This window comes from Ensifer sp. ZNC0028 (assembly GCF_000799055.1).
Classification (GTDB): Bacteria; Pseudomonadota; Alphaproteobacteria; order Rhizobiales; family Rhizobiaceae; genus Ensifer.
The window spans coordinates 63,248-76,923 of sequence record NZ_JTLA01000090.1 but is presented as its reverse complement, the minus strand read 5'-3'; the positions used below and the strand labels follow the sequence as shown (position 1 = coordinate 76,923).

At 62.8% G+C, this 13,676-nt stretch carries 24 protein-coding genes; 22 read left to right on the top strand and 2 right to left on the bottom strand.

Annotated features, from left to right (window positions below):
* Together L981_RS20870 and L981_RS33380 are read left to right on the top strand one after the other, a co-directional pair.
* Complete coding sequence (locus tag L981_RS20870) at window positions 1-240, top strand: hypothetical protein (protein ID WP_043620435.1); 240 nt, start codon at window positions 1-3, stop codon at window positions 238-240.
* Between the two features lie 14 nt (window positions 241-254).
* Entirely contained in the window at window positions 255-542 is a 288-nt protein-coding gene (locus L981_RS33380; protein WP_052201911.1) for a DUF3862 domain-containing protein, read from the top strand.
* Between the two features lies 1 nt (window position 543).
* Here L981_RS33380 and L981_RS33960 read toward each other — a convergent pair whose 3' ends face one another.
* Window positions 544-840: a thermonuclease family protein gene (locus tag L981_RS33960; RefSeq protein ID WP_371258900.1), complete on the bottom strand. Its 297-nt coding sequence runs from the start codon at window positions 838-840 to the stop codon at window positions 544-546.
* A gap of 305 nt (window positions 841-1,145) precedes the next feature.
* Between L981_RS33960 and L981_RS20860 the strand changes: the two genes are divergently transcribed.
* From L981_RS20860 to L981_RS20790, 17 genes are all read left to right on the top strand, one after another.
* Complete coding sequence (locus L981_RS20860) at window positions 1,146-1,328, top strand: hypothetical protein (protein WP_043620432.1); 183 nt, start codon at window positions 1,146-1,148, stop codon at window positions 1,326-1,328.
* 6 nt (window positions 1,329-1,334) lie between these two features.
* Complete coding sequence (locus L981_RS34640; protein ID WP_156134177.1) at window positions 1,335-1,475, top strand: hypothetical protein; 141 nt, start codon at window positions 1,335-1,337, stop codon at window positions 1,473-1,475.
* Window positions 1,472-1,645, top strand: a complete 174-nt coding sequence (locus tag L981_RS35195) for a hypothetical protein (RefSeq protein ID WP_197067174.1) — start codon at window positions 1,472-1,474, stop codon at window positions 1,643-1,645. The genes L981_RS34640 and L981_RS35195 overlap by 4 nt, the downstream gene beginning before the upstream one ends.
* Window positions 1,642-1,893 (top strand): hypothetical protein, encoded by a 252-nt coding sequence (locus tag L981_RS20855; RefSeq protein ID WP_052201910.1) that lies wholly within the window; start codon window positions 1,642-1,644, stop codon window positions 1,891-1,893. The genes L981_RS35195 and L981_RS20855 overlap by 4 nt, the downstream gene beginning before the upstream one ends.
* 19 nt (window positions 1,894-1,912) lie before the next feature.
* The gene (locus L981_RS20850; protein ID WP_043620426.1) at window positions 1,913-2,125 is read left to right on the top strand and encodes a hypothetical protein; all 213 of its coding nucleotides are present in this window, start codon (window positions 1,913-1,915) and stop codon (window positions 2,123-2,125) included.
* Window positions 2,122-2,475 (top strand): hypothetical protein, encoded by a 354-nt coding sequence (locus L981_RS20845; RefSeq protein ID WP_245281676.1) that lies wholly within the window; start codon window positions 2,122-2,124, stop codon window positions 2,473-2,475. The genes L981_RS20850 and L981_RS20845 overlap by 4 nt, the downstream gene beginning before the upstream one ends.
* A 28-nt stretch (window positions 2,476-2,503) precedes the next feature.
* Window positions 2,504-2,902 (top strand): hypothetical protein, encoded by a 399-nt coding sequence (locus L981_RS33375; RefSeq protein WP_052201909.1) that lies wholly within the window; start codon window positions 2,504-2,506, stop codon window positions 2,900-2,902.
* Window positions 2,895-4,190 (top strand): phage Gp37/Gp68 family protein, encoded by a 1,296-nt coding sequence (locus tag L981_RS20835; RefSeq protein ID WP_043620424.1) that lies wholly within the window; start codon window positions 2,895-2,897, stop codon window positions 4,188-4,190. Before L981_RS33375 ends, L981_RS20835 begins: the two co-directional genes overlap by 8 nt.
* On the top strand, window positions 4,187-4,498 hold the full coding sequence (locus tag L981_RS20830) for a hypothetical protein (protein WP_043620421.1): 312 nt from the start codon (window positions 4,187-4,189) through the stop codon (window positions 4,496-4,498). Before L981_RS20835 ends, L981_RS20830 begins: the two co-directional genes overlap by 4 nt.
* A complete protein-coding gene (locus tag L981_RS20825) occupies window positions 4,495-4,926 on the top strand; it encodes a DUF4326 domain-containing protein (protein ID WP_043620418.1) in 432 nt (143 codons plus the stop codon). Before L981_RS20830 ends, L981_RS20825 begins: the two co-directional genes overlap by 4 nt.
* Window positions 4,923-5,450 carry a hypothetical protein gene (locus L981_RS35190; RefSeq protein WP_052201908.1) on the top strand — a complete coding sequence of 176 codons (528 nt, stop codon included), beginning with the start codon at window positions 4,923-4,925 and terminating at the stop codon, window positions 5,448-5,450. Before L981_RS20825 ends, L981_RS35190 begins: the two co-directional genes overlap by 4 nt.
* Complete coding sequence (locus L981_RS20815) at window positions 5,450-5,827, top strand: HNH endonuclease signature motif containing protein (protein WP_043620517.1); 378 nt, start codon at window positions 5,450-5,452, stop codon at window positions 5,825-5,827. Before L981_RS35190 ends, L981_RS20815 begins: the two co-directional genes overlap by 1 nt.
* Window positions 5,824-6,009, top strand: a complete 186-nt coding sequence (locus L981_RS20810; protein ID WP_192370806.1) for a hypothetical protein — start codon at window positions 5,824-5,826, stop codon at window positions 6,007-6,009. Before L981_RS20815 ends, L981_RS20810 begins: the two co-directional genes overlap by 4 nt.
* 295 nt (window positions 6,010-6,304) lie before the next feature.
* The gene (locus tag L981_RS20805) at window positions 6,305-7,768 is read left to right on the top strand and encodes a deoxyribodipyrimidine photo-lyase (RefSeq protein WP_043620416.1); all 1,464 of its coding nucleotides are present in this window, start codon (window positions 6,305-6,307) and stop codon (window positions 7,766-7,768) included.
* A gap of 85 nt (window positions 7,769-7,853) precedes the next feature.
* Window positions 7,854-9,107 (top strand): cyclopropane-fatty-acyl-phospholipid synthase family protein, encoded by a 1,254-nt coding sequence (locus tag L981_RS20800; RefSeq protein ID WP_156134176.1) that lies wholly within the window; start codon window positions 7,854-7,856, stop codon window positions 9,105-9,107.
* Window positions 9,108-9,185: 78 nt separating this feature from the next.
* Window positions 9,186-9,557 (top strand): SMR family transporter, encoded by a 372-nt coding sequence (locus L981_RS20795; RefSeq protein ID WP_043620410.1) that lies wholly within the window; start codon window positions 9,186-9,188, stop codon window positions 9,555-9,557.
* A complete protein-coding gene (locus L981_RS20790; RefSeq protein WP_043620407.1) occupies window positions 9,544-9,870 on the top strand; it encodes an SMR family transporter in 327 nt (108 codons plus the stop codon). The genes L981_RS20795 and L981_RS20790 overlap by 14 nt, the downstream gene beginning before the upstream one ends.
* Here L981_RS20790 and L981_RS20785 read toward each other — a convergent pair.
* Entirely contained in the window at window positions 9,858-10,700 is an 843-nt protein-coding gene (locus L981_RS20785) for an SDR family oxidoreductase (RefSeq protein WP_245281675.1), read from the bottom strand. The two genes, L981_RS20790 and L981_RS20785, sit on opposite strands and share 13 nt — an antisense overlap.
* A gap of 304 nt (window positions 10,701-11,004) precedes the next feature.
* Between L981_RS20785 and L981_RS20780 the strand changes: the two genes are divergently transcribed.
* From L981_RS20780 to sseA, 3 genes are read left to right on the top strand one after another with little or no spacing between them, the layout of a single operon-like run.
* Window positions 11,005-12,045 carry a cysteine synthase A gene (locus tag L981_RS20780; protein ID WP_043620402.1) on the top strand — a complete coding sequence of 347 codons (1,041 nt, stop codon included), beginning with the start codon at window positions 11,005-11,007 and terminating at the stop codon, window positions 12,043-12,045.
* Window positions 12,046-12,052: 7 nt separating this feature from the next.
* A complete protein-coding gene (locus tag L981_RS20775) occupies window positions 12,053-12,802 on the top strand; it encodes an alanyl-tRNA editing protein (RefSeq protein ID WP_043620399.1) in 750 nt (249 codons plus the stop codon).
* Between the two features lie 16 nt (window positions 12,803-12,818).
* Entirely contained in the window at window positions 12,819-13,673 is an 855-nt protein-coding gene (gene sseA, locus L981_RS35185; protein WP_043620396.1) for a 3-mercaptopyruvate sulfurtransferase, read from the top strand.
* Window positions 13,674-13,676 lie beyond the last annotated feature (3 nt).

Here is a 13,676-nt window from a genome sequence, read left to right as displayed (position 1 = left end):
ATGAGCGCGAGCAAATTGATCGTACTGATGGCGTTCGACGAAAATGGTGACGGCGAGCTGATACCCGCTTTCGAACCGAAGCAGATCGAGACCGAAGAGCGCGCCGTACGCGAAGCTCGCGCCCTCGCCACTCAACATGCCGGTGTGATCGCATGGGCCCGAGATGCCGATCCAGCGGTCGGCGATTACGGCCCTCCCGTGGAACTTTTTAAACACGGCAAGATCCCGGACTTAGAGTAGGAGAACGACGTTTTATGAAAACAAGCATCATCCTGGCCGCCCTGATGTCAGTGGCGGCCGCGCCCGTGTTTGCATCAGATTGCAAGGTGACGAAGGCCCACTACAACGCCCTGGCTTCCGGGATGACCTACGACCAGGCCGTGAGCGTGCTTGGTTGCGAGGGCGAGGAGATGAGCAACACCGACATTGGCGGGATCAAAACGGTGATGCTCATGTGGGCCGGGAATAGCATGGGCGGGAACATGAACGCCATGTTCCAAGACGATAAGCTCGTCTCCAAAGCGCAGTTCGGCCTCAAGTAGCCTAGTCGCACCAGGGCCTACGTTTTCCATCCCAAGTTCGCGCCAAGCCCTCCGCGACGAGCTGGTCGCCGAGGGAACGTCCGTTACGAACAACGATGCGAAGCTTACGGCCATTGCGGTCGACGGCACGACCGGAAACCACCAGCTGAAACGGACCTTCATTCAGAAGGGCCAGCAATCGATCACGCGCCGCCACGCCACGCTGCAACTCTGATTCGCACGAAGGTTGACTGATCTCAGGCGTATCGACGTCCGCAATGCGGACTTTCCCCCCCCCGCAGCCAGAATGTGTCTCCATCCACTACGCAATTGATCCGCTTCCCGGATCCACACAGATCCATGGCCGCGGCTGCGACGCCTTGCGCGCTAAGGAATATGGCGGCGGAAACACCGATTAAACGAATCACTTTTCACCTCTGATCGAAACTGCGGTCGACCGCACCATAACCGCAACGCGGTCGTTTGTCCTCATTTTCTGATTGACAGCGGTTATTTGTCCGCATTAATGTCCGCATGCCTCCTCGTTGAAGGCGGCGCGGAACAGGTTCAGCATTCTCCGCGCCGCCCGGGAGGTTCCACCAACCCGAAAGCGGAGAAATCGCCATGCAACCGAACGGCGGACTGAACACCAGAAACACCATCAATCGCATGGCGCAGGCCATGATCGACGTCGGCGACGGCTGCACGGCCGATGATCTGCGCCTGAAGGGCTTCCGCACCGAACAGATCGAGATGTTCGGCTCGCGTGCCACCGAGCTTGCCACCGCCATGGCCCAAGCGGCGTAAAGCGCCATGGCGAGGAGAGCCCGCCGCCACGATCCGCAGCCGTCCCCTGTAAGCGACTTGCCTGTCTGGATCGTGCGCGGCGTGCTCGCCGGCATCGCCGCAACCCTCCCTCTTCACTTCGTCATTCTCTGGAGCTTCTGGTCATGAACGATCGCTTTACCGGCTATCACAAGGCACGGCTGGAAGCCTGCCCCACCCGTTTCTTCGTCGCATGCGCCATCCTGGCGCTGCTGATGTCCATGCTGCTTTCCGCCGGCCTCGCCACCAACACGGTGCTGCGCAAGGAATGGCAGTTCAAGTCGGACGCCCGCACATGACCGCGCCCGTCCTCACCCTCGTCCCGAAGGCGGAGCCCGCCCCGCCGAGCGCCACACCCGGCCGCAGCGCCCATTTCGTCCTCAGCCAGCTCGCCGAAGCTGACGTCACCGACGCGCAGCGCAAGGCGCTGATCGTTTGCCTCGTCCACCCGACGCGTGAATTCCGCGAGACGGCGGAAGCACACGGGATCGACCGCGCGCACCTGCAAGATCTCTTCTTCGATCTTTTCATCAACCCCCGCCACTGAGGCGGCGACAGGAGGAACCATGTCGCACATCACCGTCCATATCGACGTCGCGACCGCCGAGCGGTTGCGCGTCATCTCCGAGGTCTTCGAGCGGCCGATCGAGGAGATCGCCTGCCTTTCGATCGCCGAGAGCGCCCACGCCTACTTCTCGCGCCAGCCCGACCAGGACCCGGCCCGCGACATGGGCCAGCTGCATGCGTGCCTCCTCGCTCCGGTGGGAGTGCTGTCATGAAGATGTCTCACCCCGTCGTCGGCCTCCGCCGCTCGCGTGCCGGCCTGTCCAGCTCGCCAGCCATGCTGAAGGAACCCGCCGTGCGCGCCGGCTTCCTCGCAGGCATGACGATCGTCCGCCTCGCCGAGACCTTTGGCGTGATGGATCACGTGATGCACGACTATGTCTATGCCCGTTGCGAGCAGTGGCGCGCATCCGAAAAGCGCGGTATCCGCGAAGACGCCCGCCGCATCGTCGTTTTCTCCCGCCACGGCCGTGAGGGCGGCGGCTATGACGTCCGCCCCATCTCGCTCCCGCGCATCACCATGCACGTCAAGGCTATCGACGAGCGTACAGGGAGGGCAGCGTAATGGCCCGCGCGCCTAGGACGTTTCGGCCATGAGCTTGAACACCCAACCCACTCTCAACGACGCCTTCCTACTCCAAGGCGTAAAGCTCCCGCTGCACGTATCCAAAGAAGAGTGCGGCGTAATCCTTGATGCAGATGGGCGGGACGTCCTGACCGTCGACAGCAACGGCTTCCAGCCCGACGACCAGGTCAACGCAATCGCTGCACTCATTGCCGCATGCATCAATCAAAGCCCGGGCGTCACTTTCAATTTGCCGCCGGTCTCCGAGACCGACTGCGAAACGATCAGCGATGGCCCTACCTATTTGGACTTCATCACGCCCGACGCAATCTTCGAGAAGGGGCCGGCTGCGGTCCGAGAATGGCAGCAGGCCAAGCTCGCCGAAGTTCTCGGGCCATCACCCCAGGCGGAGACGGCGGATGGCTGACGGCACCAAGATCGAATGGACCGATGCGACCTGGAACCCGATCACCGGCTGCGCCGTCGTCTCGCCGGGCTGCACCAATTGCTATGCGATGAAGCTCGCCGGCACGCGGCTGCGGAACCACCCGAGCCGCGAAGGCCTGACCCGCGATACGAAGGCCGGTCCGGTCTGGACCGGTGAAGTCCGCTTCAATCCGCAGTGGCTCGACGAGCCGCTGCGCTGGAAAAAGCCACGCATGATCTTCGTCTGCGCCCATGGCGATCTCTTCGCCGAGGGCGTCCCCGACGAATGGATTGACCAGATCTTCGCCGTCATGGCGTTGGCGCCGCAGCACACCTTCCAGGTGCTGACAAAGCGACCGGAGCGCATGCGACATTATCTGTGCGACGGCGGATTACTGGACAGACTGATGGGGGCGGCTTGCCGCATCGATTCGGAAGATGGCGCAACCTGGTCTGCTGATATTTGTATCGCAGGTGATCGTGGCCTTCCGCTCCCAAATGTCTGGCTCGGCGTCTCAGTTGAGGATCAGAAGCGCGCCGACGAACGCATTCCCATCCTACTCGACACGCCTTCCGCCGTGCGCTGGATCAGCGCCGAACCGCTCCTTGGTTCGCTCGACCTTCGCGCCTTTCTTCCCGGGTACATCAAAGGCCCGAAAAGGGCGTGGGATACGTTCTCGTGGCCGCAATGGGTTCCGGAGAAGGTGCGCAAACAGGTCGAGGATTTCTGGCGGACGGAATACGGGCGCGGACCGGACGCTTGGCTGCGCAGCGCGATCGAAAACGGCCAGCATCCCATGGGGACAGCCGGTTCGTACCAGAGGTGCACCAGCAAACAGGAACTAATCGAAGGTCGATTTATCCCAGCGTGGAATAACATCGGTCGGGTGGTCACCGAGGATGGCGAAACTCAAGTGGTTTCGCATGGGATCTACCGCAGCCGTCCGGAATGGCTCAATTGGGTTGTCGTCGGCGGCGAGAGCGGCCGCGGTGCCCGGCCGATGCATCCAGACTGGGCACGATCCCTGCGCGACCAGTGCGCCGCCGCCGGCGTGCCGCTTCTGTTCAAACAGTGGGGCGCTTTCACCCCGACACGGATCACCATCACGGAGTTCTGGAACCCCGCCACCGCACGTATTGGCGAGCTAATCGCCAACGCCAACGGCAAACTTGATCAGTACCCGGCTGACGCCAGCAATGTCGTGGCGATGCGCCACGTCGGCAAGAGAGAAGCCGGCCGCCTCCTCGACGGCGTCGAGCACAACGGCTTTCCGGAGGTGCGCCGATGACACCAACACCGGAAGCCTTCAAAAAGTGGAAAGCGGAAGAAGCCCGCCAAGCGCAAATTCTTGCCGACGCGATCGACGCCGCGATCCAGGAGACCGGAAAGACGTTCGATGCGCCGATCATGAATGCGCTCTGCGGTGCTCTTGTCAGCGTGCAAGCGGCAGTTCTCTCCTCGGTCGCCGATCCGCGTCACCGCAAAGAGCTTCGTAACGCTATGGAGCGCGCCCTTCCGCGCGCCCTTGCCGAAGCTGTTTCCAGAGGCGCCAATGGCAAGTGCCAGACGGTTATTATCGGAGGGCCGCGGCAGTGACGAAGCCCGTTCGCCTTCAGCTATCCCGCAGCAAGGGCTTTGACCTTCAGGCCACCAGCCTCGCCCTCAACGGACTGCCGGCCGTCAAGGTCGACCGCACCACGCGCTTCGGAAACCACTACCGAGTGGACCGCGACGAGTATGCGCCGCCAAGCGAGCGCTGGATGGTGGCGCACCGTAGCGTTGCGGCGACATGGCCGAGCAAGGAAGAGGCAATCGCCGATGCGGTAGAGCGCTTCCGCGCGGACGTCACGGTCACCGGCCCTCACAACAGCCGTCTCATTGACCCGGTCCCGACCAGGACTGACATCATCAAAGCCCTACGCGGTCGAAACCTCGCCTGCTGGTGCAAGCTCGGCACCCCCTGCCACGCCAACGTGCTGCTGGAAATCGCGAATGGCCCACTCTGCGACGAGGTCGGTCGATGAACCTTGAGCTTGCGAAGGAGAAGTACCAGGACGCACGCCAGCTGCTCGGTCTTGCCAGCGAGGAATGGTGCGAATCCTATGAGATCGAGAGCGGCCTCGCCGAGATCTGCGCCAAGGACACATTAACAGGCGAGGTGGAGCCGATAGCCCACCTTCTGCCGGCCTGCAGCTATGACGATCGCCGTATCATGACGCACGCACCGACCTACATGCGGGCGATGGACTTCCTGCTGCAGTATGCCTTTAACGAGATCCGGGACTTGCGCCAGAGGCTTTCTGCGCAGCAGCCCAAGCCCAAGCAGTTCGCCGCCGAATGCGCCATGAAGTGCAGCGAGCCGGCCTTCCTGAAATTCCTTGAGGAGCGTCATGGCCTCCAGCGGCCGCTCACGAAGGAACGCGCCGCGACTAAGGTCCGCTCCATCCTCAACATCTCTTCCCGCCGCGAGTTGGACGACAACCAGGTCGCCGCCGCACGCTGGCGCAACCTGGTCAACGCCTTCGATGCTTGGAGGCGGCACGGATGATGTTGAGCCGTCGCGACGAGATCCGCGAAAAGATCATGGCGAGGGTCTTTATCGACCCCGTCACCGGCTGCTGGATCTGGCAGGGACCGACTTCGGGAAGCAAAGGCCGCGGCAAGAACTACCCGCGCATGTCGCTCGGCGGCCAGACGGTCGCTGTCCACCTGGTCATGTGGACCAATGAGCACGGCTACATTCCCGGAAAGAAGCAACTCGACCACAAATGCCGCAACCGCCTTTGCGTCAATCCCGACCCCGAGCACACGGAACTGGTGACGCACAAGGAAAACCAGAAGCGTCGCGATCGCGCACGCGCCGGCATGATCGGTGGTCCCGGCCTTGAGTGCGAGGAAACAACCGAAGCCTGGAGAGTAGGATGAGCCAGGCACCGGAAATCTCGATCGAGCGCATCGAGAAGATGCTGCTGATTTGCGCCGAGCTCGTCGACAGGCGCGGCCCCATCGCGCAACCGTTGCTTGACCGCCTCGAGCGCGAATACCTCGCCGCCAAATCGCGCGGCACGGCGGTCGACCGTATCCGCAAACTGATCTCCGCAAACTGATTTTTTCTCAGGTCGAGGGTGCGCGCTTTCGTCGCGCTACCGGCGCGGCCCCTATGGGAGCCATAACGGACTACATTTCGGCTACATTTTGGCTACATTCCCAACTTCAGAACTTGAGAAAATAGCGGTCAACCTACTGTAATTTCTTGATTGGTAGCCGCGATCACAAACGGAGCCAACTCCGGCCCGGGGAGCCACTTTCTAAAAGAGCCATTTGCAGCGATGCGAATGGCTCTTTTTCATTTTGCACCTATGTTCCCTGGGTGATCAATCCCCAACCTCCCGATGGTTCTCCATGACAAAGGCCGCGGCGCCGCCCATCATCGTCTGGTTCCGCAAGGATCTTCGCCTGGCCGACAATCGCGCCCTTTCGGCCGCTGCCGGCGAAGCCGCCGTCATTCCCCTCTATATTCGCGAACCCGCCGACAGCGGCAACGGTCCGCTCGGCGCGGCTCAGGAGTGGTGGCTGCACCATTCGCTTGAAGCTTTGGGCGCAAGTCTTACCGAGTGCGCTTCAAGCCTCGTTCTTCGATCAGGCACGCCGCTGGACGTGATCGTCGAGATCGCGCGCGCAAGCGGCGCGGAGCGCATCTACTGGAACCGCCGCTACGACCCGAGCGGCATCGCCACGGATACCGCGCTTAAGAAGGCGCTGGCCGAACGGGGCATCACCGCCGAGAGCTTTGCAGGACAGTTGCTGCACGAGCCCATGCGGCTGCTGACGACCACGGGCGGCCCCTACCGCGTGTTCACGCCGTTCTGGCGCGCGCTCGAGCTGAAAAACGAGCCGGCACCGCCGATCGACCGGCCGCACCATATTGCAGCACCGGAAACCTGGCCGCGATCGGAGCGCCTCGACGACTGGTCGCTGTTACCGACAAAGCCGGACTGGGCAGCAACATTCAGCGAGGTCTGGACGCCGGGCGAAGACGGCGCGGCCACCCGCCTCGAAGAATTCATCGACGAAAAGCTCGACGCCTACAAACGTCGCCGCGACTTTCCCGATGCGGATGGCACATCCCTGCTCTCGCCCCATCTGGCGTTTGGAGAAATCTCGCCGGCGCAGGCCTGGCATGCGGCAGCCGGCCCCCAGGCCGACAGCGGCGAAGGGGCCGCCACCTTCCGCAAGGAGCTCGCCTGGCGCGAATTCTCCTACCATCTGCTGTTTCATTATCCTGAGCTCCCCCGCCGCAACCTCGACCGTCGATTCGACCGCTTCCACTGGCTGAACGACGAGGACAATTTCACCGCCTGGACCAAGGGCCTCACCGGATACCCGATCGTCGATGCCGGCATGCGCCAGCTGTGGCGTCACGGCTACATGCACAATCGCGTCCGCATGATCGTCGCCTCCTTTCTCATCAAGGACCTGCTCGTCGACTGGCGCAAGGGAGAAGCGTGGTTCCGTGACACGCTGGTCGATGCGGATCCGGCCAACAATGGCGCAAGCTGGCAATGGGTCGCCGGATCGGGCGCGGACGCCGCACCGTTCTTCCGAATCTTCAATCCGCTGCTGCAGGGCGAAAAATTCGACCCCGATGGTCTCTATGTGAAGCGCTTCGTGCCGGAACTGGAGCGCCTTTCCCCGCGCTATGTCCATCGGCCCTTCGCAGCCCCGCCCGCAGCCCTCGCGGAAGCCGGCATCGAACTTGGCACGACCTATCCCAAACCGATGGTCGACCATGCCGTTGCGCGGGATCGGGCACTGGCGGCGTTCCGGCAGATCACAAGCGCGCCGGGAGGTTCCGAGGGGCCATAGAGCCTCCGGTAGAATTCCTCAGTTGGCGTCTCGCCCGATTACGGCTAGGCTCACCTTACGGATGCAACAGCTGAGGGGGTGGTGTATGCGTAACCTGGAAGCCGATTTTGCTGCATTTTCCGATGCGGTGGAGCTATCTTCCGACAACCTGGCGACGGTCGTGCGGGATTTTCCGCTCAAGGCGCGCATGGTGCTTGGTGCCCTGGTGCACCTTCAGGTGGGAACGCTGATGCTCGCCACGCCAGATGGCCGCCGGCTGGTGATCAAAGGCGCCAGGGCCGGCCCTAGAGCCATCCTCAATCTCAACAACTGGAACCTGCCCCAGCGCGCCATTTCAGGCGGCACCATCGGGGCCGCGGAAAGCTACATCGACGGCGATTGGGACAGTCCCGATGTCGGCGCCTTTCTCGAACTCTTCCTCGTCAACGCCGAAATCGGCAATAATTTCCCGAACCGCGCGCGCGGGCTTCTGCGCCTCTTCGACAAGTTCCTGCACTGGCGCAATGCCAACACCCGCTCCGGTGCCCGCCGCAACATCCAGGCCCACTACGACCTCGGCAATGCGTTTTACAGCGAATGGCTCGATCCGAGCATGACCTATTCGTCCGCGCTCTACGCCACCGGCGCCAACGATCTTCGCTCGGCGCAGAAAGCCAAGTACCGCGCGCTGGCCGAGGCGACGAATCTGCGTGCCGGCGACCACGTGCTCGAGATCGGTTGTGGCTGGGGCGGCTTTGCCGAGTTCGCAGCAGCGGAAATTGGCTGCAAGGTCACCGGGCTGACGATCAGCCGCGAGCAACTGGCCTTCGCCCGCGAGCGCATGCAGCGGGCCGGCCTTGCCGACCGTGTCGAACTGAAGTTCCAGGACTATCGCGAGGAAACAGGCACCTATGACCGTATCGTCTCCATCGAGATGTTCGAGGCGGTCGGCGAAAAATTCTGGGCAACCTATTTCTCGCAGCTGAAGCGGTGCCTGAAACCCGGCGGCAAGGCCGGACTGCAGATCATCACGATCAAGCCCGAATCCTATGAGGAGTATCGTTCCAATCCGGATTTCATCCAGAAATACGTCTTCCCGGGCGGCATGCTGCCGACGCGCGAGCATCTGGTCGAGCTTGGCCGCAATGTCGGCCTGCGGATGATCAACGACTTCGGCTTCGGGGTCGACTATGCCCGCACGCTCGGCGAATGGCGGGAGCGGTTCTGGGCGGTCTGGAGCAGGATCGAGCCGCTCGGCTTCGACCTGCGCTTCAAGCGGCTGTGGGAGTTCTACTTCTACTATTGCGAGGCCGGGTTCCGCGCCCGCAACATCGATGTCCGGCAGATCGTCTTCGAGTGAAGCGCACGCCGCGTCTTTACCGCGTCACCGGTAGCGCTTAAGAGGCGGTCGATCCAAGTTTCTGTTCAAAGGTACAGCATGCGTCTTGCATGGTTTTTCCTCGCGCTCGCCATCGCGACTGAAGTGGTGGGCCTGACGGTGATGAAGGCCGCTTCCGAAAGCGGCTCCTACCTCGGCCACATCGTCATGTATGTCTCGATCGCGCTCTCCTACGTCTTTCTGGCGAAGGCCGTGAAGACGATTTCGGTCGGCGTCGCCTACGCGATCTGGGAAGGTTCGGGCGTCGCCATCATCACACTGGTTTCGGTTTTCGTCTTCGGCCATGTGCTGACCGGACGCGAAATGCTCGGACTTTCGATGGCGATCGTCGGCATCCTGCTCGTCAATGCCGGCGAGTATCATGAGGAAGACGAAGCAGCGCGTGAAGGAGCCGCCGATGAGCGCGCCTAGCATCTACTTCGTTCTCGCGGTCGTGGCCGGCATCCTCGATATCGGGGCCAACCTTGCATCGACGAAATCGGAAGGGTTCGCCCGCCGTGGCTGGGGCATTCTCTCGATCCTGCTGGTACTCGCCGCCTTTGCCTTCCTGGCGGAAGCCACCAAGGGCATGGAGCTCGCCATTGCGTATGCCGTGCTTGGCGCAACCGGCATCTTCGGGACGGCCATCTGTGGCCGTTTCCTGTTCGGCCAGAAGCTGAAGCCGATCGGCTGGGTCGGGCTGGCGCTCATCTTCGGCGCGGTGCTGGTGCTTCACACCGCCTGACGCGGGTGCCCGCCGGGTCCGGCGTGCTTCTTGCCTTCCATGGCCTCCGCCTTGCCGCGGGTCAGCCAGTTCAACACGCGGAAATAGAGGCTGTAGGGCAGCAGGTCCATGAGCTTCACCGCGTAGGCAAAGCGGCGCGGGAAGGCAATCTCGAACCGTCGCGACTTCAGGCCGGCGACGATACGCCTTGCCGCCTCCTCGCTGGTCACCGGTGCCGGTCTCAGAAATCGGATATGTGCGGTCCCGGGCGTATCGACGAAGCCGGGGCTGATGATCTGCAGCCGGATGCCGAGCCGGTCCAGATCGAACTTCAGGCTTTCAGCCATATTGATCAGCGCGGCCTTGGTGGCGCCATAGGCGGCACTGGTCGGCAATCCGCCATAGCCGGCCACCGACGAGACGATGGCGATGTGTCCGTACCCCTGCGCCTTCATATGCTCCACCGCCGGCAAGAGACAGTTGACGACGCCGTTGAGGTTGACGGCAAAGCTCTTCTCGAAGGCCTCGCGGTGAAGCTCGTCTCCCCGCACCGGCAGCGCGACCCCGGCGTTCAGCACCACGAGAGACAGATGCCCGTGATCGTATTCGATCGCCGCCATCACCCGCTCCATGTCGGCGGGGTCGGTGACATCGCCGTCGAGTACGGTGATCCGCCCCTCACTTGCCGCTTCATGCTGCAGATCCACGAGCCTGTCGTGGTTTCTCGCCGTCACGACGACGGAGTAACCTTCGCGCACCAGCGCAAGCGCCAGTGCCCGCCCGGTTCCCGAGCTTGCGCCCGTTACCCAAGCCAGCTTCTGTTCCGATTTCGTAGATTGAATACTCATCACTCACTCCTCGGCACGCGCCGGGAAACACGTACGCATCTCCTTCTGTGGGCGAAAAATGACTTGCCCGGCCCTTCTTCGCGGCAGCGCTCCTTGCCGTCGGCTCTCGCAGTCCCTGGAGACGATTTTTGTTCGGGACAGAGCGACGGCGAAACGCTATTTCTTGCCTGAAGTGCAGGCTGAGCCGAAAACACGCCAACATTTCGGCGGTCCCGGAACGTTGTCGATATTCGCTGGCCGCCGTTCGCTTTTACCTGGTACGTGCCGCCTTGCCGCGGTGCCTGTCCTCAAACACGAGGTTCTGAAAATGGCCATTCTCCCGTCCGTGCTCGAAGCAATCGGAAACACGCCTCTGATCCGGCTGAAATCCGTTTCCGACGCGACAGGCTGCACGATCCTTGGCAAGGCCGAGTTTCTGAACCCCGGACAATCGGTGAAGGACCGGGCGGCCCTTTCGATCATCCGCCATGCGGAACGCACCGGTCAGTTGCGGCCGGGCGGCGTCATCGTCGAAGGCACGGCCGGCAACACCGGCATCGGGCTGGCGCTCGTCGGCCAGGCGCTCGGCTACCGCACCGTCATCGTCATCCCGGAAACCCAGAGCCAGGAAAAGAAGGACGCCCTGCGGCTGCTTGGCGCCGAGCTCGTCGAAGTGCCGGCCGTTCCCTATAAGAACCCCAACAACTACGTGAAGATTTCCGGCCGGCTCGCCGAGCAACTGGCCAAGTCCGAGCCGAACGGCGCGATCTGGGCCAACCAGTTCGACAACGTTGCCAACCGCGACGCCCATGTGGAGACCACGGCGCCCGAGATCTGGCGCGACACGGATGGCAAGGTCGACGGCTTCATCTGCGCCGTCGGCTCCGGTGGAACGCTGGCCGGTGTCGCGCAAGGGCTGAAGGCGAAGAACCCGGCGATCAAGATCGGCCTTGCCGATCCGCAAGGGGCCGCACTCTACAATTTCTACACCAATGGCGAACTGAAGTCCGAGGGAAGCTCGATCACCGAAGGCATCGGCCAGGGCCGCATCACCGCCAACCTCGAAGGCTTCACGCCCGACTTCTCCTACCAGATCCCCGATTCGGAAGCGGTGCCGTACGTCTTCGATCTGATCGAACGGGAAGGCATCTGCGTCGGCGGTTCGACGGGCATCAACATCGCCGGCGCGGTGCGGCTCGCCAAGGATCTCGGACCGGGACATACGATCGTGACGATCCTGTGCGACTATGGTAACCGCTATCAGTCGAAGCTCTTCAACCCGGACTTCCTCACCTCCAAGGGGCTGCCGGTGCCAACGTGGTTGAAGACGGCTTCCAACATTGCAGTGCCATACGAATCAGTTGGATAGGAATGCGATGACCAGGACCGTGACCGCCCTCTTCCGTGACGACTTCTACCTCTCGACCTGCGAGGCCAATGTCACCGGAATCCTCGAAGACGGCGGGATCGAGCTTGATCAGACCTGCTTCTATGCCACCTCCGGCGGCCAGCCCGGCGACACGGGCTTTCTGGAGCGCGCCGATGGCAGCCGCATCGACATCGCGGTCGCCCGCCATGGGCAGACCAAGGACATCATCGTCCACGTGCCGGCCGAGGGCCAGCCGGCACCCGAGATCGGCGAGAAGCTGGTTCTGCACATCGACTGGCCGCGCCGCTACCGGCTGATGCGTATGCACACGGCCTGCCACCTTCTTTCGGTCGTCTGTCCCTTCCCGATTACCGGAGCCTCGGTCGGCGAGGACGAGAGCCGTGTCGATTTCGACATGAGTGAGACGATCGACCGGGACGAGGTCACGACAGCGCTGATGAAGCTCGTCGACGAAAACCACCCCGTTTACGTCCAGTGGATCACCGACGACGAACTCGCCGCCAACCCCGGCATCGTCAAGTCGAAGAATGTTCGCCCGCCGATCGGCCTTGGGCGCGTCAGCCTCGTCTGCATCGGCGAGAATTCGGCGATCGACAGCCAGCCCTGCGGCGGCACGCATGTGTCGGAAACGCAGGAAGTCGGCGCCATCCACATCGCCAAGATCGAGAAAAAGGGTAAGGAGAACCGCCGGTTCCGTATCCGCTTCGGTTCCCCCGAAGACCGCGCATCAGTTTGAGTAAGGAGTTGCGACCGTGACCAACAACAAGAGCGCCTTTGTCGTTTCCGCCGATTGGCTGCAGGAGCGCCTTGGCGATCCCTCGATCAGGATCCTCGACGCGTCGTGGTACCTGCCGGCACAGAAGCGCAACCCGAAGGCGGAATACGACGCCGGGCACATTCCCGGTGCGGTCTTCTTCGACCAGGACGCCATTGCCGACCATACGAGTGGCCTGCCGCACACGCTGCCTTCGCCGGAAGCTTTTGCCGAAGCCGTCGGCGCGCTCGGCGTCAGCGAGAGCGACACGATCGTCGTCTATGACGGCCCCGGCATCATGACGGCGCCGCGCGTGTGGTGGGAATTTCGCATCATGGGCGCCAAGAATGTCTATGTGCTCGATGGCGGCATGGACGGCTGGAACCGGGAAGACCGGCCCGTGAGCACGGACGTCCCCTCGCCCAAGCCGGCCACGTTCACACCGAGCTTCACGCCGGCCGCGGTCACGTCTCTCGCGGGGATGAAGCAGATCGTCGCCGATGGCGCGATCCAGATCGCCGACGCCCGTGGCGCCCCACGCTTTTATGGCGAGGAAGCCGAGCCGCGCGCCGGCCTTCGTTCGGGCCACATGCCCGGCGCCCACAGTCTGCCGTCCGGCGTCTTTTCGGAAAACGGGAAGCTGAAGGATCTTGAGAGCCTCCGCCAGACATTTGCCGCCGCCGGCGTCGATCTTTCGAAGCCCGTGGTCACCACCTGCGGATCGGGCGTGACTGCTGCCATCATCACCCTGGCGCTGCAGTCGCTCGGCCACACCGACAACACGCTCTATGACGGATCCTGGTCAGAATGGGGCGGGCGCGCTGACACCGCCGTCGTCACGGGTCGCGAGTGACGC